19 protein-coding genes are annotated in these 21,771 nt (G+C 63.0%); 7 read left to right on the top strand and 12 right to left on the bottom strand.

The features are described from left to right. Window positions 1-41: 41 nt before the first annotated feature. From P3T24_RS04945 to P3T24_RS04925, 5 genes are all read left to right on the top strand, one after another. Complete coding sequence (locus P3T24_RS04945) at window positions 42-1,520, top strand: CheR family methyltransferase (RefSeq protein ID WP_429432858.1); 1,479 nt, start codon at window positions 42-44, stop codon at window positions 1,518-1,520. Next, window positions 1,501-2,238, top strand: coding sequence for a chemotaxis protein CheW (locus tag P3T24_RS04940; protein ID WP_429432856.1), 738 nt, complete (start codon window positions 1,501-1,503; stop codon window positions 2,236-2,238). Before P3T24_RS04945 ends, P3T24_RS04940 begins: the two co-directional genes overlap by 20 nt. Beyond that, window positions 2,235-4,691: a hybrid sensor histidine kinase/response regulator gene (locus P3T24_RS04935; protein ID WP_429432854.1), complete on the top strand. Its 2,457-nt coding sequence runs from the start codon at window positions 2,235-2,237 to the stop codon at window positions 4,689-4,691. The genes P3T24_RS04940 and P3T24_RS04935 overlap by 4 nt, the downstream gene beginning before the upstream one ends. Beyond that, window positions 4,688-5,692 (top strand): chemotaxis response regulator protein-glutamate methylesterase, encoded by a 1,005-nt coding sequence (locus P3T24_RS04930; protein ID WP_429432852.1) that lies wholly within the window; start codon window positions 4,688-4,690, stop codon window positions 5,690-5,692. Before P3T24_RS04935 ends, P3T24_RS04930 begins: the two co-directional genes overlap by 4 nt. A gap of 87 nt (window positions 5,693-5,779) precedes the next feature. Further along, window positions 5,780-6,868, top strand: a complete 1,089-nt coding sequence (locus tag P3T24_RS04925) for a diguanylate cyclase domain-containing protein (RefSeq protein ID WP_429433249.1) — start codon at window positions 5,780-5,782, stop codon at window positions 6,866-6,868. A 37-nt stretch (window positions 6,869-6,905) separates the two neighbouring features. On the opposite strand, the gene P3T24_RS04920 is transcribed toward P3T24_RS04925, so the two are convergent. After that, window positions 6,906-7,220 carry an antibiotic biosynthesis monooxygenase family protein gene (locus P3T24_RS04920; RefSeq protein WP_074269445.1) on the bottom strand — a complete coding sequence of 105 codons (315 nt, stop codon included), beginning with the start codon at window positions 7,218-7,220 and terminating at the stop codon, window positions 6,906-6,908. 186 nt (window positions 7,221-7,406) lie between these two features. After that, window positions 7,407-7,685 carry an HU family DNA-binding protein gene (locus tag P3T24_RS04915; RefSeq protein WP_074268460.1) on the bottom strand — a complete coding sequence of 93 codons (279 nt, stop codon included), beginning with the start codon at window positions 7,683-7,685 and terminating at the stop codon, window positions 7,407-7,409. A gap of 467 nt (window positions 7,686-8,152) precedes the next feature. Here P3T24_RS04915 and P3T24_RS04910 point away from each other — a divergent pair, with 467 nt between their 5' ends. After that, window positions 8,153-10,519: a DNA polymerase II gene (locus tag P3T24_RS04910; protein WP_429432850.1), complete on the top strand. Its 2,367-nt coding sequence runs from the start codon at window positions 8,153-8,155 to the stop codon at window positions 10,517-10,519. Window positions 10,520-10,573: 54 nt separating this feature from the next. Here P3T24_RS04910 and P3T24_RS04905 read toward each other — a convergent pair whose 3' ends face one another. The 9 genes from P3T24_RS04905 to P3T24_RS04865 form a co-directional block, all read right to left on the bottom strand. Further along, window positions 10,574-11,227 carry an HAD family hydrolase gene (locus P3T24_RS04905; RefSeq protein WP_429432848.1) on the bottom strand — a complete coding sequence of 218 codons (654 nt, stop codon included), beginning with the start codon at window positions 11,225-11,227 and terminating at the stop codon, window positions 10,574-10,576. Window positions 11,228-11,251: 24 nt separating this feature from the next. Continuing rightward, window positions 11,252-12,784: a sodium:solute symporter family protein gene (locus P3T24_RS04900; RefSeq protein ID WP_429288994.1), complete on the bottom strand. Its 1,533-nt coding sequence runs from the start codon at window positions 12,782-12,784 to the stop codon at window positions 11,252-11,254. Continuing rightward, window positions 12,777-13,037: a hypothetical protein gene (locus P3T24_RS04895; RefSeq protein WP_074268464.1), complete on the bottom strand. Its 261-nt coding sequence runs from the start codon at window positions 13,035-13,037 to the stop codon at window positions 12,777-12,779. The genes P3T24_RS04900 and P3T24_RS04895 overlap by 8 nt, the downstream gene beginning before the upstream one ends. A 275-nt stretch (window positions 13,038-13,312) precedes the next feature. Next, window positions 13,313-14,248, bottom strand: coding sequence for a phosphotransferase (locus P3T24_RS04890; RefSeq protein WP_429432846.1), 936 nt, complete (start codon window positions 14,246-14,248; stop codon window positions 13,313-13,315). Beyond that, on the bottom strand, window positions 14,245-15,201 hold the full coding sequence (locus P3T24_RS04885) for a phosphotransferase family protein (RefSeq protein ID WP_429432844.1): 957 nt from the start codon (window positions 15,199-15,201) through the stop codon (window positions 14,245-14,247). The genes P3T24_RS04890 and P3T24_RS04885 overlap by 4 nt, the downstream gene beginning before the upstream one ends. A 9-nt stretch (window positions 15,202-15,210) precedes the next feature. Further along, window positions 15,211-16,491, bottom strand: coding sequence for a Zn-dependent hydrolase (locus P3T24_RS04880; RefSeq protein WP_429432842.1), 1,281 nt, complete (start codon window positions 16,489-16,491; stop codon window positions 15,211-15,213). Beyond that, a complete protein-coding gene (locus P3T24_RS04875) occupies window positions 16,469-17,227 on the bottom strand; it encodes a DeoR/GlpR family DNA-binding transcription regulator (RefSeq protein ID WP_429432840.1) in 759 nt (252 codons plus the stop codon). The genes P3T24_RS04880 and P3T24_RS04875 overlap by 23 nt, the downstream gene beginning before the upstream one ends. Before the next feature lie 89 nt (window positions 17,228-17,316). Further along, window positions 17,317-18,750 (bottom strand): amidase, encoded by a 1,434-nt coding sequence (locus P3T24_RS04870; RefSeq protein WP_429432839.1) that lies wholly within the window; start codon window positions 18,748-18,750, stop codon window positions 17,317-17,319. A gap of 252 nt (window positions 18,751-19,002) precedes the next feature. After that, on the bottom strand, window positions 19,003-20,244 hold the full coding sequence (locus P3T24_RS04865; RefSeq protein ID WP_429288999.1) for an ammonium transporter: 1,242 nt from the start codon (window positions 20,242-20,244) through the stop codon (window positions 19,003-19,005). A 357-nt stretch (window positions 20,245-20,601) separates the two neighbouring features. Here P3T24_RS04865 and P3T24_RS04860 point away from each other — a divergent pair, with 357 nt between their 5' ends. Next, window positions 20,602-21,171: a DUF4865 family protein gene (locus P3T24_RS04860; protein ID WP_429432837.1), complete on the top strand. Its 570-nt coding sequence runs from the start codon at window positions 20,602-20,604 to the stop codon at window positions 21,169-21,171. On the opposite strand, the gene P3T24_RS04855 is transcribed toward P3T24_RS04860, so the two are convergent. Beyond that, a complete protein-coding gene (locus P3T24_RS04855) occupies window positions 21,152-21,736 on the bottom strand; it encodes a TetR/AcrR family transcriptional regulator (protein WP_074268474.1) in 585 nt (194 codons plus the stop codon). The genes P3T24_RS04860 and P3T24_RS04855 overlap by 20 nt on opposite strands. Window positions 21,737-21,771: the final 35 nt, after the last annotated feature.

Raw genomic sequence — 21,771 nt, 5'->3', positions numbered from 1 at the left:
CGAGCGAGCCGCATGATGCGCACAATAACCTGAACCACCCCATGAATTCCAACGACCCCTGCTTCGAAACCTGGCTCTCCCAGGAGACCGGGATCGACGCGTCCTCGCTCGGCATCAATGCCCTCGAACGCGCGGTACAGGACCGGGTGCGTGTCACGCAGTCCGCCGCCCCCGTCACCGGCGTCAACGAAGACGCCGTAGACGGTTATTGGCGACTGCTAAACGATTCGCCCGAAGAACGCCTCGCGCTAATCGAAGCGCTGGTGGTCCCCGAGACATGGTTCTTTCGCGACCGTGAAGCGTTTGTCGCGCTGGCACGGCTCGTCAATGAAAAGCTGGCACGCGATCCGGCCCGTGTGGCACGCGTGCTTAGCGTGCCCTGCTCGAGCGGCGAAGAACCGTATTCGGTGGCAATGGCCCTGTTCGATGCCGGGATCGGCCCGGAGCGTTTTACCATCGACGCGTTCGACATCAGTGCGCGCGCCATTTCGCTCGCGCAAAAAGCCGTCTATGGACGCAATTCATTTCGCGGCGGCGAGTTCGAGTTTCGCGACCGCCATTTCAGCCCGGTCGACGGGGGATGGGTGCTGAACGAACGCATCCAGCAAGCGGTGCGTTTTACCCAGGCGAACCTGTTCGATCCGTCGCACAACACCGGCACGCGCTACGATTTCATTTTCTGCCGCAACGTGCTGATCTATTTCCACCGCGATGCGCAGGATCGCGCGATCCATCTGCTCGACGCGCGACTGGCCGACGGTGGGACGATCTTCGTCGGACCGGCGGAAACCGGCTTGATGATGCGTCATACGCTGAGCTCGGCGCGCATTCCGCTGGCGTTCGCGTTTCAGCGCACACAGGTCGAAGAACCGCGTGCGCCGGCGTTCACCTTACCCGGTATGGCAGCGGCGGCGTCGCAAGCTGCGCCGTGGGCTTTCGGCGCTACGCACGGTGCGGCGGCGCCCTCCTTTGCGGCGCGTCCGCAGCCGGCCGTTCCGGCGCCGCGCACAACGACCACGGCGATGCTTGCAAATGTGAGTACCCAATCTCCGGCACACGTAACCCGACATGCGCACGGACACGGACCTGCCCGCGCACATGCGAAACCTGGCGCTTCCGCGGTTCCGGACGAGTCGCTCGCCGAAGCAGGCCGCCTCGCCGACGCCGGTGAATTCGACAAGGCGGAGCACGTGGCACAGGCCTTCGTCAACGTGCACGGTACGGACGCAGAAGCGTTCTATCTTCTCGGCCTGATCGCCGATGCACGGGGGCGCACTGCCGACGCGAGCGACTATTACCGTAAGACGCTCTATCTCGAGCCCGCCCACTACGAAGCGCTCACGCACCTCGCCGCGCTGCTCGATATGTCGGGAGACAGCGCCGGCGCGCAGCAACTGATGCGACGTGCCCAGCGCGCCGCGGCCAAAGCGCACCCGATGACCACCGCGACAAGCGCCACGAAAGCAACGGATGACCCTTTGAACCTACCGCGAGGCAAGCATGGCTCACGGCGCCATTGAGACCACGGGCGTGGTCGCGTTGATCGACGATTGCTGGAATCGCATCGGCACGCGCGGCGATGGCACATGCCCGAAACTGGCTGAGCATTCGCGCTGTCTGAACTGCCCGGTGTTCGAGCAGGCCGCGGCACGGCTGCTCGACCGGCCGCCCGACGAAGCGGATCTGGCGCCTGCGACGGCAACTTCCGGACCGCGCGCACGGCCTCATGACGGCACGTCGCAGGCATCGCATGCGACCGATACGGGCGCCGCGGCGGCGGCCACGCAATCCGCGCTGGTATTTCGCATTGCCGACGAGTGGCTCGGCCTACCGACGGCCGCGCTTCGCCAGGTCGACGACATCCGCCCGATCCATTCCCTGCCGCATCGGCGCAATCGCGTCGTCCTTGGGCTCGTCAATATTCGCGGCGCGCTGACCGTGGCCGCTTCGCTCGGTGAACTGCTGCATCTCGATCACGCATCAAGCGGCAAATACACGTCGCGTAGCAGCTATGCGCGCATGCTGGTCGCCGCGCATCGCGGGGAGCCGGTGGCTTTTCCGGTGGATGAAGTCGAGGGCGTGGTGCGCTTCGCGGCCAGTTCGCTGCTGCCCGTACCGACGACGCTCGCCCACGCCAGCGCCTCGCACTCGCGTGGCGTGATCGCCTGGAACGAGCGCACGATCGGCCTGCTCGACACCGACCGCGTATTCGAGTCGCTCGCCCGGAGTCTGCGATGAGTCACGACGACGATCTGGGCCGCCGGTCATTGCTCGACCTGTTCCGCGAAGAAGCGCAGACGCAAACGCGCGTGCTGTCCGGTGGCCTGCTTGCGCTCGAACACACACCGGACGATGCGTCGCAACTCGAGGCCTGCATGCGCGCGGCACACTCGCTGAAGGGCGCGGCGCGCATCGTCGGCCTGCAGGATGGAGTGGATATTGCGCATGTGATGGAGGAATGCTTCGTGGCCGCGCAGCGCGGCACGCTGGTTTTGTCGGGTGCGCATATCGACGAACTGCTCCGCGGAGCCGACCTGCTGCTGCGCGCCGGCAACGACGATCCGGCGGCCGCGTTGACGCGAGCGGAAGTGGACGCATTCGTCGCCCGGCTCACCGCGTATGGTGCGACTGAGGCTACGGCAACCAACGAGGCGCACCGTACGCACGCAGACATCGCGGCGGGCTCGCCGTGGGGCGACACCTATGCCGCTCCCGAAGAACCGGACGAAGACGCGACGATGCGCGCTGCACTCGCTATCCTCGGCGTCGAGGTTGCCAAACTGCCAGTCAGCCTTTCCGACGAAGCAGCGCCGGCCGTGCAAAATCTTGCCGCCGAAGCGCCTGCGGCAGAGCCTTCCGTCGCACCGACACCCGAGCCCGCACCGTTGCGTCCGTCCAGCCTCGACGTCCCACGCGACACCCCGCTAAACGTCCACGGCCCACGCGACCCCGAGCGCATGCTGCGGGTGCGCAGCGATAATCTCGACCGGTTGCTGAGCCTGTCCGGCGAATCCCTCGTGGAATCGCGCTGGCTGAAGCCGTTCGCGGAGTCGCTGCTGCGCGTCAAACGCACCCACCGCGATGCAGCGCGCGCGCTCGACACCTGTTTCGAATCGTTAGCAGAACGTCTCGATCCGCAAGCGCTGGCAGCGCTCGACGCCGTGCGGCAAACCCTCGGCACAATGCAGCATCTGCTGGCGACGCGCATCGACGAACTCGACCGGTTCGATCGCCGCAGCTCGCACCTCGCGCAGCAGCTATACGACGAAGCGCTGCAATGCCGCATGCGACCATTCGGCGATGCGACCCACGCCTATCCGCGCATCGTGCGCGATCTCGCCCGTTCGCTCGGCAAACGGGTACGTTTTTCGATCGTGGGCGAATCGACGCAGATCGATCGCGACATCCTCGACATGCTCGACGCGCCGCTCGGCCATCTGCTGCGCAACGCGCTCGACCACGGTGTCGAAACGCCCGAACAACGCCTCGCAGAGGGCAAGCCGGCTGAAGCAACGTTGACCCTGGAAGCCCGCCATAGCGCGGGCAAGCTGCTCATCAGCGTGAGCGACGACGGCGCGGGTGTCGACCTCGACGCGGTGCGCGCGGCCGTCGTCAAGCGGCAGCTGGCCGACCCGGAAACGGCCGCACGCCTGTCCGATCACGAGTTGCTCGACTTCCTGCTGCTGCCGGGTTTTTCGATGCGCACCGAGGTGACCGATGTTTCCGGACGCGGCGTCGGTCTCGATGCCGTGCACGAAATGGTCAAGGCCGTACGCGGCACGGTGCGCATCGCGACCGAACCCGGCCACGGCACGCGATTCGTTCTGCAGTTGCCGCTCACGCTCTCGGTAATCCGCAGCCTGCTCGCGGAGGTCGGTGGCGAAGCCTATGCGTTCCCGCTCGCACACGTGCGCCGTACGCTGGAGCTGGCCCGTGGCGACATCAATATGCTCGAAGGACAACAGCATTTCGCCTTCGACGGCCGGCCCGTCGGGCTCGTCACCGCGCACCAGTTGCTTGACACCGAGGCCCCCGCCGAAGTGCGCGCCAATGTGCCGGTGGTGGTGATCGGCGACGACCGGGGCACCTATGGCGTGGCGGTGGACCGTTTCCTCGGCGAGCGCATGCTGGTGGTCCAGCCGCTCGACAGCCGCCTCGGCAAGGTCAAGGACATCGCGGCCGGTGCGCTGATGGAAAACGGCGAAGCGGTGCTGATCGTCGACGTCGACGACCTGCTGCGCTCGGTCGACAAACTCGTGCGCGGCGGGCAGCTCGACAAGGTGCAGCGCGCCCAGGGCGTCGCCGCACGCACCCGCAAACATGTGCTGGTGGTCGAAGACTCGCTGACAGTGCGCGAACTGGAGCGCAAACTGCTGGAAAAGCGCGGTTATACGGTGACGGTGGCGGTGGACGGCATGGACGGCTGGAACGCGCTGCGCAGCACCCATTTCGATCTGGTCGTGACCGACATCGACATGCCGCGCATGGACGGCATCGAACTCGTCACGCTGATCAAGCGCGACACGCTGCTAAAAACGGTGCCCGTGATGATTGTGTCGTACAAGGATCGCGACGAAGATCGCCGCCGGGGGCTCGATGCCGGCGCAGACTACTATCTGGCAAAGGGCAGCTTTCACGATGAAGCATTGCTCGACGCGGTGCACGACCTGATCGGAGAAGCGCACACATGAACATCGGCATCGTCAATGACCTGCCGCTTGCGGTCGAAGCCATGCGCCGCGCGATCGCGTTGCGGCCGGAGCATCGCGTGCTCTGGGTCGCCACCGACGGCGCCCAGGCCGTCGACTTCTGCGTCGCCCAGCCGCCCGATGTGGTCCTGATGGACCTGATCATGCCGAAGTTCGACGGCGTCGAGGCGACCCGCCGCATCATGGCCCAGGCGCCCTGCCCGATCCTCGTCGTGACGAGCAGCGTCGGGGCGAACGCATGGCGCGTCTACGAAGCGATGGGTGCCGGCGCACTCGACGCAGTCGACACGCCGACGCTCGCCGACCACCACCTCGCCGATGCGTCTCAGCCGTTGCTCGCCAAGATCGACCAGATTGGCCGCCTGCTCGAGAAGCCGGTGGTGGCGCCCACGCCACGGGCCGCCGCAACTGCCTCGCGCGGCGCGGCCCCGTTGATCGCGATTGGCGCTTCCGCCGGCGGCCCGGGCGCGCTCGCCGCGGTACTCGGCAAGCTGCCGGCCAATTTCGGCGGCTCCATTGTCATCGTGCAACACGTCGACAAGGCATTTGCCGAAGGCATGGCCCAATGGCTCGACAGCCAGACAGAACTGCCGGTGCGTGTAGCCGTTACCGGCGATCGTCCCAGGCCCGGCGAGGTCTTGCTGGCCGCGACCAACGACCACCTGCATATCGCACGCAGCGGCTCGCTCGATTACATCAGTGAGCCGGCCAGCACGCCCTATCGCCCTTCCGTCGATGTATTTTTTCACAGCGTGGTCGAGCACTGGTATGGCAACGCGATCGGCGTGCTGCTGACGGGCATGGGCCGCGACGGCGCAATCGGCCTGAAGGCGATGCGCGCGAAGGGCTACCTCACGATCGCGCAGGACGAAGCGACCAGCGCGGTCTACGGCATGCCGAAGGCCGCGGCCGCGCTCGATGCGGCGAAGCGCATCTTGCCGCTAGGCAGCATTGCAGGAGAACTGATGGCAAGCGTTAAATGATGATCGGGATGTACGAAGCGTATTGGCATGAATGGCAACACACCCGTGACGCGAGCTTGCGACACGGGTACGAACACGGGTATCAACATGGCAAATAATCAGACTGGCTCGCCTGACCAGCAAGCCGCAGCAGCGTCCGCGACCGACGGCGCCGATGCGACGCTCGAAGCGGCACGCAGGACGCTGCAAACACCGCCTGCGGCGGAACAGCCGGTGATGGTGCTGCTGGTCGACGATCAGGCGATCGTCGCCGAGGCGATCCGGCAGGCGCTCGCGGGCGAGGACGGTATCGACTTCCATTACTGCGCGCGCGCCGATGAGGCCATGAAGGCCGCCGTCAACACGCGGCCGACGGTGATCCTGCAGGATCTCGTGATGCCCGGCATTGACGGCCTGACGCTCGTCAAAGCCTATCGCGCGACGCCCGCTATCCGCGATGTGCCGATCATCGTGCTGTCGACCAAGGAAGAGCCGGTCATCAAAAGCGCAGCCTTCGCGGCAGGGGCGAACGACTATCTCGTCAAACTGCCGGACCGGATCGAACTGGTCGCGCGCATCCGTTATCACTCGCGCTCGCATATCAATCTGCTGCAGCGCGACGAGGCGTATCGCGCGCTGCGCGAATCGCAGCAGCAGCTGCTCGAAGCCAACCTCGAGTTGCGGCGGCTCACGCATTCCGACGGCCTGACCGGCTTGTCGAACCGTCGTTACCTCGACGAGTATCTCAGCGCCGAATGGCGGCGCGGCGCGCGTGACCAGAGCGAAATGTCGTTCCTGATGATCGACGTCGACAACTTCAAGCTCTACAACGACACGTATGGCCACGTGGCAGGCGACGAAGTGCTCAAGCAGATTGCCGCAACTGTGGAAGCCTGCCTCGGCCGTCCTGGCGACCTGGCCGCGCGCTTCGGCGGCGAAGAGTTTGCGGTGGTGCTGCCGGGGACGCCGCTCGGAGGCATCCGCACCCTCGCGGAAAAGATTCGCAGCCAGGTGGAGGCGTTACAGGTGCCACACGCGAATTCGTCGACGGGGCAGTATGTGACGATCAGTATCGGCGGGGCATCCGTTGTTCCAAGCGTAGAGTCGCCGATGACTTCATTGATCGAGGCGGCGGATCTGGCCTTGTACAAGGCGAAACGCGACGGCAAGAATCTGGTGGTGCTGACGGGGGATTGATACGGTGGTGGGCAACGGCCTCACCACCTTCGGCGTGTTACTTCACCGTCTGGATGACTTCGAAGCCTTCGAATTCGGGGTGCCCGAGATACAACGAACGGGTTTCCCCTCCGGCGTTGCGGTGCGCCGCGCGGAATGCATCCGAACTGGTCCAGCCTTCGAATGCCGCATGATCGGCCCAGACCGTGTGGCTGGAATACAGCACATGGTCCTCTTTCCGCGGCCCTCGCAGCAGATGAAACTCGATGAAGCCCGGCACGTCTTTCAGATGCGTGTCCCGGCTCGTCCAAAGCGTTTCGAACGCGCTCTCTGAACCGAGAGCGACTTTGAAACGGTTCATCGCGATGTACATGATGGATTTCCTCGGATCGGACGCGGTTTCATAGCCCATTGTGCACGCATGCGTGGACCACAAGCCGTAAGAAGCGGACCCAGAAACGGGCTCGCCGCGCCAGCTGACCAGCGTGCCGTGAGCCCGCAAGCGCCGCGCAGCGCCTCCCCTGTGGGGGTGGCTAGCTGCGCGGGATCGACGGAGCGATCAGGAGGCGTTAACCGCGTCCTTGAATGCCTTGCCGGCGACGAACTTAACCGTCTTGGCTGCGGCGATCTGGATTTCCGCGCCGGTTGACGGATTACGGCCGACGCGCGCTGCGCGCGAACCGGTCGAGAAGGCTCCGAAGCCGATCAGCTGAACGGTTTCGCCCTTGGACACTGCGCTCGTCACCGCTTCGATGATCGCATCGATCGACTTGCCGGTGGCCGTTTTGCTTTCGCCCGTCGCAGCCGCAACTGCGTCAATCAGTTCCTGCTTGTTCATTGAACATCCCTTTCTGTATTGATAGAACCAGCGCCTTCAAACAGCGCCAGACCCGCCACCCTACCTCATCCAGGCGCTTCTGCGCAAACCCCCGGACCCTTGATTGCCCGGCCGCACGCGCCTTCAGCAGGTTACGACAGGCCGGCGGCCGGCTCAGTTCCCAGCTTCCGGAAGCCCTGTTTAGGGGCATCTGGACGCCGTGGAGGCGGCCGGGGTACGCTGCCAGGCCACCTTGCATCACGTCGTGAAAGCGCGCCACATCGGGATTTTCGGCGTTGTTTAGTGGGTTTTCGCCGAAGTTCCGCGCTGCACATCCTTACCCCGTCTTACACCAACAAGCCGCCCGCCGGGCCACCGTGAGGCGTCCGGCGAGGTTTCGCACCGTCCCGAAGACGCAGCCGCGGTCAAATTGCCAAGTAAAATAGTCGAATAAACAGTTTTATAACGGGTTCATAAAAGGTTGCAGTGTGGTTCAACAACAGCAGGGTTTCCTTCTGACCCGACATTGGCGCGACACGCCGGCTGGCACAGAAGTCGACTTCTGGCTGGCGACCGAGAGCGGTCCGCACCACTTGCGCCTGCCGCCCCAGACGTCGGTGGCGTTCATTCCGGCCGAGCAACGCGAGCTCGCCGAACGGGTATTGCGCAACGAACGCCAGTTCGAACTCCGCCCCCTAGCCCTGAAAGATTTTCATCAGCGTCCGGTTCTTGGGTTGTACTGCCGTCAATATCGCCAGTTGCTCAAGCTCGAAAAGCAGTTGAAGGAGTATGGCGTCGACGTCTACGAGGCGGATATCCGTCCGCACGATCGCTATCTGACGGAGCGCTTTATCACGGCGCCGGTCTGGTTCGGCGGCGAGCCGGATGGCGAAGGCCGCTGGATCAACGGCGAGATGAAGCCGGACACCGCTTATCGTCCGGCGTTGAAGCTGGTCTCGCTCGATATCGAAACCACCGCGCACGGCGAGTTGTATTCCATTGCGCTGGAAGGCTGCGGGCAACGTCAGGTGTATATGCTGGGCCCAGCCAATGGCGACGCCAGCGGGCTCGACTTCGATCTCGAGTATTGCGAGAGCCGTGCGCGGTTGCTGGAGAAACTCAACGAATGGACCGAACGGCACGATCCCGATGGGATCATCGGCTGGAATCTGGTGCAGTTCGATCTGCGGGTCCTGCAGGAGCATTCGCAGCGTTATGCCGTACCGCTGCGCCTCGGGCGTGGCGGCGACGTGATGGAGTGGCGCGAGCACGGCGGCAAACAGAACCATTTCTTTGCGGCGGCGGCCGGGCGTTTGATCATCGACGGCATCGAAGCATTGCGCTCCGCGACCTGGAGCTTTCCAAGCTTCAGCCTCGAATATGTGGCGCAGGAGCTGCTGGGCGAAGGCAAGGCTATCGACAATCCGTATCAACGCATGGCGGAAATCGATCGCCGCTTCGCCGAAGACAAGCCAGCTCTCGCACGCTACAACCTGAAGGACTGCGAACTCGTCACGCGGATCTTCGCCAAAACCGAGCTGCTGACGTTCCTGCTGGAACGGGCCACGGTGACCGGGCTGGCCGCGGACCGCAGCGGCGGATCGGTGGCCGCCTTCACGCACCTGTATATGCCGCTGATGCACCGTCAGGGCTATGTGGCGCCCAACCTCGGCGAGATTACCGAGGAAGCCAGCCCCGGTGGCTTCGTGATGGATTCGCAGCCCGGTCTTTACGACTCCGTGCTGGTGCTCGACTATAAAAGCCTCTATCCCTCGATCATCCGCACGTTTCTGATCGATCCCGTGGGGCTGGTAGAGGGAATGAACAACCCCGATGAAAGCGCGTCCATCGTAGGCTTTCGCGGTGCGCGTTTCTCACGCAGCAAGCACAGTCTGCCCGCTATCGTGAGTCAGATCTCGCTAGGGCGCGAAGCCGCAAAACGGCAAAAGAACAAACCGCTGTCGCAGGCGCTGAAGATCATCATGAATGCGTTTGCCGGCGTGCTCGGATCGAGCGGCTGCCGCTTTTTCGATCCACGGCTCGTGTCGTCCATTACGATGCGCGGCCACGAGATCATGCATCGCACTCGCGAGCTGATCGAAGCGAGAGGCTACCAGGTCATCTATGGCGACACCGATTCCACCTTCGTGTGGCTAAAGCGGGCGCGCTCCGAGGAACAGGCGGCGCAAATCGGCCGCTCGCTCGTCAAATACGTGAACGAATTCTGGCGCGAGCACCTGCAGCAGACGTTCGGTCTTGAGAGCTCGCTTGAATTGCAGTTCGAGACGCACTACCAGCGCTTTCTGATGCCGACCATCCGCGGCGCCGAACAAGGTAGTAAAAAGCGCTATGCGGGACTCGTCGCCAAACCGGACGGCAGCGAGGAAATGGTCTTCAGGGGACTCGAGACCGTGCGCACCGACTGGACTCCGCTCGCCCAGCAATTCCAGCGGCAGCTCTATCTGCGCATCTTCAAGCGGCAGCCGTATCAGGACTTTGTGCGTGACTACGTCGAACGCACCGTGAGCGGAGAGTTCGACGAGTTGCTGGTGTATCGCCGGCGACTGCGCCGCAATCTCGAGGAGTACCGACGAAATGTGCCGCCGCATGCGCGCGCAGCGCGGATGGCCGACGAATTCAACCAGCGGCAAGGACGGCCGCTGCAGTATCAGAACGGCGGTTGGATCACATATGTGATGACGGTGGCGGGTCCCGAACCGCTGGAGACCCAGCGTTCGGCGATCGACTACGACCACTATCTGACACGCCAGCTACAACCGGTAGCCGACGCGATTCTGCCGTTTATGAACGACGATTTTGCTACCTTGATGACAGGGCAGAAAGAGTTGTTTTAACAGGTGCGGCAGATGAGACCCGCCATGTTTGATCGGGATGCGACGGCGTACCTCTCACCGCCACGCCAGAATCGGCCACGCCGCTTGCCCTGCGTAAGTCCGCAACGCGGCGTCGGGATTCACCGCGTGTGGCCTCGTCACCTTCTGCAGCAGCGGCAAGTCGTTGCGCGAGTCGGAGTAGAAACTCGCACCATCGAGGTTTTCGCGGCTGGCGCTCAACCACTCGTCAAGTCGAATGACCTTGCCCTCGCGATAGGTCAGCGTGCCGCGCGTACCGCCCGTGTACGTTCCGTTGTCCGCCGCCAGTTCGATCGCAAGCACCTCGGCGATCCCCAACCGCGCCGCGATCGGACGCACAAGGTGGTCACCGGAGGCGGAGATCACCAGCAGCCTGTCGCCCTGCATGCGGTGCCCGTCGACAGTGCGCCGCGCATCGCCATAGATGCGCGGCTCGATGACTTCGTCGACGAATGCCTCGACGAGCAACGCCACTGCGCTGACCGTACGCCCTTTGAGCGGCGCGAGGCTAAAAGCCATGTAATCCTCCATGGCCAGTTTGCCCTCGCTATAGGCGCTCATCAGCGCATCGTTTTCACGCATGAACGAAGCCCGGTCCACCCAGCCGAGCGAGCACATCCGCTCGCTCCACAGGCTCGCGCAGTCACCGTTGATCAGCGTCTCGTCAAGATCGAAAATCGCCAAAGCCATCGAATTGCCTTTGAGTGAATGGATTCAGGTCGTCAGGGACGTTGCAGCAGGAATCGAGACCTTGCCCGTTTCCACCGAGTCGAACAGCGCCTGGATTCGCGCCGCTTCGGCAGCAGACGGTTTCAGCGCCAGTGCAAAGCCAACGAAAACCGCGAAGTTCGCGATCAGGCCGACAATGCCGCTTGTCAGCGAACCGAGCCAGGGCACATCGTCCGGATAGATCGCGGTCAGCACGATCGCAATCGCGATGCCTACCAGCATGCCGGCAATCGCCCCTTGCTTGTTGCCGCGCCGGGAGAATATGCCGAAGAACAATGGTACGGCGAGCTGAATGATGCCCTGATAGGAAATCTGCGCCAGCAGTTGCAGGCGGCTGTAGTCGAACGTCAGATAGGCGAGCACCGCCGCCGCGACGATGAACACGATCATGCCCGCCTTTGCCAGCACCGTCAGTTGACGGTCGCTGCGCGGCCTCGTCCACGTTGCCAGGTCGTTCGCGAACTGGGTGCCGCATACCTGCACGCAGCCGTCCACGTGGCCGATACTCGCCGCCAGCACGATCACGATCGAAATCGCCAGCATCCACGGACCACCCACGTCGAAGAGCGCCAGGAACCAGCCGTGCTGCGGATCCGCTGCCACCTTGGGGTCGCCGCTCGCGGCAGCCGCGAAGAGCATCAGGATGCAATAGAACCCGCCCACCAGCAGCATTGTCAGCAACGTGCCCTTCTTGACTGCGCGCACACCGCTTGCCGTATAGATGCGCTGGAAACTCATCGGCCAGCACATCGAACCGATCACACCCGTGAAAATCAGGCTAAACATGTACCACGGGCCATAAGTCGAGTGCGTGCCGCCTGGAATGATCAACATTTTGGGCGGCAACTGCGACAGGTGGGAGTACGAAGTTTGCGCGCCGGACAGCAGGACCAGACAGAGCGCCGCACACAGCACATAGGCAATCATGCCCTGAAACATGTCGGTCATGATGAGCCCGCGCATACCCATGCTCACGGTCCAGTACTGGCGGATCAGGACGATGACCACGCCGGCAATCAGGCAGCTCGTCACCGTCCACTGTCCGAAGCTCGCGAACTGGAACAGCGTTGCCAGCGCCTGGATGCCCATGACGACCCATGGGAACACCGAGATGATGCCGATCAGCGAAGCAATGCGCTTCACTGCTGGGCTGTTATAGCGCATCCCAAGCAGATCGGGCTGCGTGGTCAGATTAAAGCGCTTGCCCCAGGTCCAGGCGCGATTGGCCATCAGGTACATCGCGGTCACGCCCAGGGTGGCGTACACCATGCCATAGAAACCCAGCACGCCACCCACTGAAAGCGCGAAGAACGCGGTAAACGTCGAACCCGGCCACCATGAGTTCGTATAGCTCATCGCGATGAACCAGGGGCCATAGGACCGGCCGCCGACCGCATAGTCCGAGAAACTGGTGCTTTTGCGATTGGTGGCATAAAGCACTGCGATCATCAGGACGAGAAAGACCCCGATCATCCCGAAGGTAATGTAGAGATCACTACCGCCGCTAAACTTAACCATTTGGATTTCCCTCCTCGGGAAGTTCACCGTTGACGCTCTCAACAATGTAGAGCGCCCACACACCCAGTCCGGCGAGAACAGCGTTGCTCACCCAGTAAAAGATCGGCAACGGAATCCCTGCGACGAGCGCTGCGCTGCCGCTGACGCTCAGGTAGAACGGCGGGAATAACGCCATCGCCAGCAAGAGCAGGAAATACGCGCCGAACACGATCCTTCGCGTCGACCGGGGGTCTACTTTGATAGCGTCTTTCATCGATTCCACCTCCGCACAAGTGACAGATTGACAAGGTGACTGCTGGCATACGGAGGGCGGAGCGTTGCGGCTCTTACTGGTGCGCCCGCACCGCCTTAGTGATTCGTATACCTAACAATTCATGAGATTGGTGCATCCGTAAATCCAGGCTGACTTGAGTGAACAACTGAACTGCCAAAACTGGTGCAACTTCGCAGGTACTATCGATTTCCAGGCTTCATCCGGGTGCTTCGCTTTCTTCGGCGCGTTGCGAGCGGACGGGTCGCCCTGGCTGGTTACGCCTGTCGCAACCAGAGTTCCCAGCGGGAGTCATGCATGATCGCGCGGGCCCGCATGTGTTTCCAGACACCATATTTGTAGAAGTCGAAGTCGATTTGCGACACCGCACGCTGGACCATGGCCCACGTGGACCACTTGAGATCCGCCAACGCCTTGTTGACCGCGACCCGCGCCAAAGTCTGCGGCGTCACGCGTCCGAAATACTCCTCGATCAGGGCCGACTCCATGTCCGGTGTGAAAAACATCTCGCCGAACCACAGCGCCAGCTCGTAATGGGGATCGTTGTTCGACGCATACTCGAAGTCGACGAGCCGGACCGCTCGCTGATCGTTCAACATGAAATTGCCGGCGAGCGTGTCGTTCATGCAGGGCTTCAGATCGATTCCTGAGCTTTGCAGCGCCGTGCGTGCGCGCTCGAACTGCCGGCACAGCCAGACATGGTCGGGCGGCGTGGGCGCGCTCAAGGCGGCAACCTGCCGCTGGTGTTCATCGATCATGTCGAACACTGTCTTGGTTTGAATCAATGGCGGCTGGTCGTTGAACGCCTTGAGCGCACGCAGCGCGTTATGGCGTACGTCGTGCTCGAGAAAATCGCGGTTCGACGAGGCTTTCCATCCCTCCATGAACTCGAATACCTCAACGCCCAGTCCCTCCAGAAAGGCGAACACCGGCGCACCGTAACCCGTATTGGCGGCCTTGAGACTGGCATCGTGGGCGGTGCGCCGATCGACGAACATCTCGGTGCCCTGCCCCGGCACCTTGACGAAATAGGCCGTCGACGCCCCTTCCACCTCGACCCGCCAATTGGCATTGGAAATGCCGCCGCCCACCGGCGCATAGCCGACCGTCAGGCTGCGCCAGGCAGGAATAGCCTTGAGCGCCGCCTCGATCTGGTGTTCCCCGGCGGTTGTAGCCTGTCCTAACCGCTTCATGATGCGACTCCATGAAGTTGCCGCAACCAGGCTTCGAAACGTGCGTCCTGCACGCTTTGCCGGCAACGCAGCAGTGTCCATTGTCCGAGCTTGGTGAACTCCACCTGACGCTCCGAGGTGGCGCCAGACCAGCTTGCCGATAGCGTGCAGAGCCAGTCGTCGACCAGTGCGTACAGGCGGCAGCGCGCATAATCGGCCTCCTCGCAGCGGCCCGCCCAAGCCGCGATGCCCGCGCGCCACTCATCTTCGAACTGGAACAGGTCGTTGAGCGTCGTCGCCACGTCGTACCACGGGTCGAAGCACCCGCCGCGGTCGAAGTCGATCAGGCTCAGTTGCCCCTGCGGTCCGATCATGACATTGCTGGCAATGCCATCGCCGTGAATCGGCACATGTTGCGTTTCGCCGGATTGCAGGGCCGCGCAGGCAAGATCGACACACTCATCGAGCCACGCGGCATCTGCAGGCAGCGAGACCTCGTCACGCTCGCACAACGCCCGCAGCCGCTGAATGTCCTCGCGCGGCGAGCGTAAAAAATCAGGCACGAGTCCTCGATGGACCTTGCGCTTGAGCGCCCACAGCGCTTGCAGGCGATCCGGGGCGGTCAGATCATCGACGCGCGCCCATTTCCACCCGGGGCGAGGAAGCGCGTCGAACAACAGGACGCCACGCTGCGCATCGACGAGCCGCACACCCGGCGCTGCGCCTGCTTCGGCCGCACAGCCGCTGGCCCGCCCGCTGCGCGTGACGTCGATCAGCGGACTCATGTCGTCGTAGAGCACTTTCGCGTAGTAGCTCTGATCCCCGGTGCTGACAGTAAAGCCCGCCCACTCCGTTGCCAGCCGCATGGGCGAAGCAATCGCAGCGGTACCCGCTTCAAGCGTAAGCGTGCCTGAGAAGCCAGCCGCGTGCAGAGCCTCGAGTAGTCGCCGCGATTCGGCAGTGTGCTTGTCCACAGCGGTTCCTTAGCGTCGGACGGATGGTTGGGTGCAGATGCGATACAGCAGCGCGGTCAACACACGCAAGCCGTTTCGCAGATCCTGCTCGGCAGTAAATTCAGCTTCGTTGTGCGATACCCCGTTGCTGCTCGGCACAAAGATCAGACAGGTGGGATAAACGTGACTCATGCTGATCGCGTCGTGTCCCGCCACCGTCACGCTGTTGCCCACAGGCAGGTCCAACTGGGCCGCGGTATCGTGAGCGAGGTCCGATAATTCACGGTCGAGCTTCAGTGGCGAGCGCAGCCGTTTCTCCTCGACATCGACACGAGTACCCGTCAGTTTCGCGATGTGCTCGAGCGTGAGTTGAAACTGCTCCGCCGTTTCCTGCAGGCGTTCGACCGACTGCGAGCGAAACTCGATCAGCAGTGTGGCCCGTGACGCGACGACATTCGGCGAGTTCGGATACACATCGAGCCGTCCAACTGAACTGTGCATGGCCAATCCATGCGGTTCGGCTGCGGCGCGCACCGCTACGACCGCGTGTGCCGCGGCCAGCAGCGCGTCGCGCCGCTGCGCCATGGGAGTCGGACCCGTATGGTTCTGTTCGCCGTCGAAACGCACCCGCCATTTGAGCGCGGCCCACGTCTCGCGCACCACGCCAATCGCAAGCTTGCTGCTCTCGAGCCCCGAGCCCTGTTCGACGTGCGTTTCCACATACGCCGCGACACGGATGTCAGGCACCCAGTCGCCGCGATAGCCGATCGTCTCGAGAGCCGCCTGCAACGAAATGCCTCGTTCGTCCCGGCAGGCGAGCGCCTGCCCGAGCGGCATCGCCCCCGTGTAGACGCTGCTGCCGGTCAGACTGGGCTGGAATCGTGCGCCCTCCTCGTTGGTCCAGTTGACCACGCATAAATTGCAGGCGGGCCGTTCGCCGCGCTGGCGGATCTGCCGCGCGAGACTCGCGATCGCCACCGCTGCGGCCAGCACGCCATAGACGCCGTCGAAGCGGCCCGCGCTGGGCTGACTGTCGAGATGCGAGCCGCACAGCACATACGGCGCGTGTTCGTCGAAGGTCAATAGTCCGAAGATATTGCCAACCGCATCGACCCGCACGTCGAAGCCGCGCTCCTTCAGCCAGTTGCAGAAGAGGTCGCGCACGCGGCCGTCCTCTTCCGATGCCGCAAGCCGATGCAGACCGCCACCGGCCGTCGCGCCGATCAACGAGCTTTCCTCGAACAGGGCGGCGAACCCGGCCAGATCCGCCTCGTCCGGAAGCAGCAACTCAGGGGTGGAGAACGTCGACATCGTCGTGCTCCATGCGGGTTGCGAACTCGTCGGATAAAGCGCGATTCGTCACGAGTGTGCTGATCGCGCTGAAGGGCAAAGTATTGATGAAGGTGCGGTGGCCGAACTTGCCGTCGTCCGCGAGAATCACGCTGCGCACGCAATGCTTCACAAGCGCTCTGCGCAGCAGTGCCTCCGATTCTTCGTAGTCCATCAGACCCAGTTCGAGATCGATACCGCCTATTCCCATGAATGCAATGTCGTAGTGAAACTGGCGGGCAAACTCAAGCGTGTGCGGACCGATCAGAGCATTGTCGTTCCGGCGCACATCGCCAGGCGTCACCAGCACCTGGTTGTCGCTCTGGTGCGTCAGAAGCTGGGCGATATCGAGTGAGTTGGTCACCACCTTCAGGTTCGCAAACGACGTCAACCGTTGCGCGAGCGCCAGCGTGGTCGTGCCGGTATCCAGAAACACGGCCATGCCCTCCTGGACGATCTGCATGGCACAACCGGCGAGCGCTACCTTGGCCTGCGTCTTGATGCGATTGCGTACCTGCAGCGGCTGTTCCTCATTGAGCCGCGGCAGAATGGCGCCGCCATGCACGCGGCGCAGTTTCCCCTGACCTTCGAGAAACTTGAAATCACGGCGAATCGTCTCCTCGGATACTCCGAAGGACGTGGCCAGATCAATCGATTTAACGCGCTGCTGCTGACTGAGAAGCCGCACGATTTCATCGAGCCTTGGCTGGTTGAGCATAGTGCAAAGTTTCCGTGGCACCCGATGTGCCGAAAAAGGGTTTGAGTCCAGGCCTACGTCGCGACGCCTCGTGCGGCGTGCGCGACGCTTCAGCCCGAGAGCATGGCGGGCAGTCGTTGGTCCCATGGCGCGATCGCCTCGAAAGCGGCGCAGAACTGCAACACGTCCGCATCCGCGAAGCGTGGCCCGACAACCTGCAAACCAATCGGCAGCCCACTCTTGCTCCAGCCACATGGCAGGTTAGCAGCGGGGTTGCCCGAGAGGTTGAATGGATAAGTAAATGGCGTCCAACGGGCCCAGGGAACAGGGCTGCTATCCGTCGCGGGATATTGAGGCGGTGCGGTGCTGTCGGCGTCGAACGGGAGAATCGGCACCGTCGGCGTAATCAGCAGATCGTACTGTTCGAACAACGTGTGGACCTGACTCGCGAATGCCGCACGTTGCTGCATCGCCGCGAGATAGCTCGCCAGACTGAAGTCTTTTGCACGCTCGATGAGTGCGGCAAAGCCCGGGTCCAGCCGGTCCATCTGCTGCCCCAGCGATTTTCCATAGGCAATGCCGCGTCCGCCTGCCCACAGCGCTTCGAAGACAGGCAGCGGGTCTTGCCAGGGCAACACTTTCTCTTCCACCGTCACGGGCAGTTGCCCGGCGATCAGGCGCACTGCATCGCCCACCGCCTTTGCCACCTGCGTATCGACGGGCGTGCCGAATAGCGTTGGACACCAGGCGAGCCGCAACGGCCGCAGCGGTTCGTCGCAGCGTGCGTAGAACGATTCGGTGGGGGCTGGCAATGCCTGATGATCGAGCGGGTCCGGACCGGAGAGGATGTCGAATAACAGCGCGCTGTCGCGCACCGTGCGGGTAATCGGACCCGCGTGGCTCAGCATTTCGGTGGCCGACCACGGCCAGGTGGGAATGCGTCCGAGCGTACCCTTCAATGCGAACACGCCGCAAAAGGAGCCTGGAATTCGCACCGAACCGCCGCCATCCGAGCCTAGCGTTGCCGGAACCATCCGGGCAGCGACAGCGATCGCCGAGCCGGAACTCGAACCGCCGCTGGTCAGCGCAGGATTCCATGGATTGCGTCCATTGCCGAATACGCGCGAAATGCTTGAACCCGTCCAGCCGAACTCGGTGGTCGCGGTCTTGCCAACCATGATGGCGCCGGCCGCCTTGAGTCTTGCGATGATCGGCGCATCCTGTTGCGGTACCTGGTCCAGCGCGGTGAGCGAACCGCGCGTGGTGCGCAGCCCCTGCGTCGAAAACAGATCCTTGATGCCGAACGGAATGCCGTGCAGCGGACCGCGGAACCGCCCGGCTGCGGCTTCCTCGGCGAGCGTTTCCGCGTAGTCGCGCGCCGCTTCGGTGTAGACGTCGCCAAAGGCGTGCAATGTGGAATTGTGGGTTTTAATGGCTGCGAGGCTTGCCTCCAGCAGCTCGACTGGCGTCAGGGCGCCTGATCTGATCTGCCTGGCGGCGTCAACCACGCACGGCATGGCGGTCACTTCCGTATCGTCCGACATTAAAACCCCTGGCAGCCAAGTGTTGCAGCGATGGCGCCATTTCCACAAATCAAAAACCGGGTGTCAAGATAAAAATGTTGGAAATGTTGGAAATGTTGTTTTATGCGGGATGGCTGGAAGGGGCGAAATGGCCGGCGAGCGTTACGCGAAGCGCTGCGGTGAAGTAAAGACAAAAGCGCCGGTAGCGGCAAATCAGGCCCGATCTACCGGCGCAACTTGCGAGCCTCAGGTAATCAGGCGAGTCGGTGCCGCTCACGCATCCAGATACGCCACCTCGCCGTGCAATGCGGTATCGAGGCCGCGCTGCTCCGCAGCCGCGTCGAGCTTGACCGCCGTCACGCGATCGATCAGCCACAGCATCGCCCACGTGAACACAAAGGCCCACACGCCGGAGACGATCACCGCGACGCACTGCTTGACGAAGAACGCTCCGCCGCCGAGCAACAGACCATCCGCGCCATTGGGATTCCATGCCTTCGACGCAAACACGCCGAGCAGCACCGTACCGATCAACCCTCCCACGCCGTGCACACCCCATACGTCGAGCGCATCGTCGAGACCGAGGCGGTTTTTGAGCGCAACCGCGTAATAGCAGATCAGGCCAGCCGCAATTCCGATCACCGCGGCCGTGCTCGGCGATACATAGCCCGCTGCGGGTGTGATGGTCGCGAGGCCCGCTACTGAGCCGGTCAACAGGCCGACAAACTTGGGTTGCCGCGCATTGAGCCATTCGATCAGCAGCCACGTGACAGCCGCAAACGATGCCGCAATATCGGTGTTCAGAAAGGACGAAGCCGTGATCGCATCGACACGCAACTCGGAGCCGGCGTTAAAGCCGTACCAGCCGAACCACAGCAGACCCGTGCCCAGTGCGATCAGCGGCACGTTATGCGGCTTGTGCGACATCACATGGCGGCGTCCCACGTACAGCACCGAAGCTAGCGCGGCAAACCCGGCCGTGTTGTGCACCACGATCCCACCGGCGTAGTCGAGCACGCCCCACTTCGCAAACAGTCCTTCCGGACTCCAGACCATGTGCACGAACGGGAAGTACACCAGCACGAGCCAGCCCGTGAGGAACAGAAAATACGCCTTGAAGGTCACGCGATTCGTAAAGGCGCCGGTGATCAGCGCCGGCGTGATGATGGCGAACATCATCTGATACGCGATGTGAACGACGAGCGGAATGCCCGCATCGTTGCCCGTGTACATCGTCTGCAACGTCACACCATGCAGGAATGCATAGTAAGTCGGGTCGCCGATGATGCCGTGCCACGTCGGCCCGAAGCACATCGAGTAACCGAACGCGAACCAGAGGACCGTCGTCCATGCAAGCGAAATGAAACTTTGCATCATGATCGACAGCACGTTCTTGCGTTCGACCAGACCGCCGTAGAAGAACGCGAGGCCAGGCGTCATCAGCATGACGAGGCTCGCGCACAGCAGCATGAAGGCCGTATTGCCGACGTTGATCGGCAGGGATGCGGGAAGCACAGCTTGTCTCCTTGAATGTCGTCGTGCGAAATGAGCGGGCAAACCTGGGCGGCCGCGTGCCGCAGCCCTTTCATCTCGCGTTTTAGCGGCTGTCGAAAAATAGTCCTCGCCCGGCGGCGGCGCAATACGCGCGAGCGCTATTGCCGGATTCAGCGGGCCGATATGAGCACGCCAGCAGGCGGCTGCGTGAAGATGGACGGGGGGTAAACCACAGTGTCGAATCTGGCGCACAAACGGAAAACACACACGCAGCGGCGTGATTTCCTTTCGTCATGACAGCTATCTCGCTGCCGGTCTTCACTGCAAGCCCATGCCGGTGCAAACTGGGCACCGTTCCATCACTTTAGGGAGAGCCGCATGTTCGCGATGCAGTATTCACACCGCTTGCCCGCCGACTACGACACGCAGATCATCCGCGAGCGCGCGGCCACGCGCGGCCCGCTTTGGGACGACACAGAAGGCTTGATCTGCAAGGCGTTCGCGCTGCAGGAACGCAACCGCAATGGCGCGACGGGCAACGTCTACGCCTCGGTGTACCTTTGGTCGGACCCGGATGCGGCCGTACGTTTTCTGATGGGTGAGCGTTTCCAGGCGGTCATCGATGCGTTCGGCCGTCCGCAGATCGAGACGTGGTTGCCGCTGGATGCGCGGCGCGGCAGCGCGCAGCAGGCGCTATCGATCTACCGCGAGGAACGCGTGGTGAGTGCAGCGACGGATCGCAAGGCGTTGCACGCCGCGGAGATCGAACTCAATCGGGAAATCGCGGCCCGTCCCGATACGGTCGCAGTGTGGTCGGCATTCGATCTGGATGCCTGGCGCCTGATCCGCTTCACTGTCTCGTCGGCGCCGGCCGATGCGCCCCGAAGCGGCGAAGTCTACGATGTACTGCACCTTGCCCAGCCGGGAATCAGCCGCCTCCCGCGATGACTTCGACCGCCTGCTGAACCGCGGCGGCAATCTGTTCGCTGGTTGCCTCGGTGGGCACCGCACGGGCCAGCGTGACGCCTCCGGCCAGCAGCGACAGTAGCACCCAGGCACGCGCCTCACGCTCGGCATCCGTGCCTTCCGGCAAACCCGCGGCGACCGCTTTCATCACCCCTTGCAGTTCGGTTTCGTAGGCAGCGCGCGACGCTGGGTCGGCCCGCTCGATTTCCACGGACAGGCTCGGCAGCGTGCAGGCGTCTCCCAGATCGCAAGTCCGCTTGTATCCCATGTAAAACGCAGCAAACGTTCGAAGCCAGCCCTTGCCGTGCTCGGCGCGCAAGCCTTCCACCGCCTGCCGCAGTTCGCGCAACCCCTCTGCCACCGCCGCGCCGAAGGCTTCCGCCTTGGAGCGGAAATGGCCATAGAACGCGCCGTGGGTCACCCCCGCTTCGCGCGCCAGGCCGTCCACGCCGACCCCGCCGTAGCCTTGCTTGCGAAACCCGCGTCCCACCGCCTCGACGATCCGGGCACGGCTTTCTTCCTTGTGCCCTCGGGCATAGCGCGCCATCTAGCTCTCCTTTTACATGACGATCGTCACATAAT

This window comes from Paraburkholderia sp. GAS33, assembly GCF_050436645.1.
GTDB lineage: Bacteria > Pseudomonadota > Gammaproteobacteria > Burkholderiales > Burkholderiaceae > Paraburkholderia > Paraburkholderia phenazinium_B.
The sequence above is the reverse complement of the archived record's forward strand: the minus strand, read 5'-3'. Positions and strand labels throughout refer to the sequence as shown.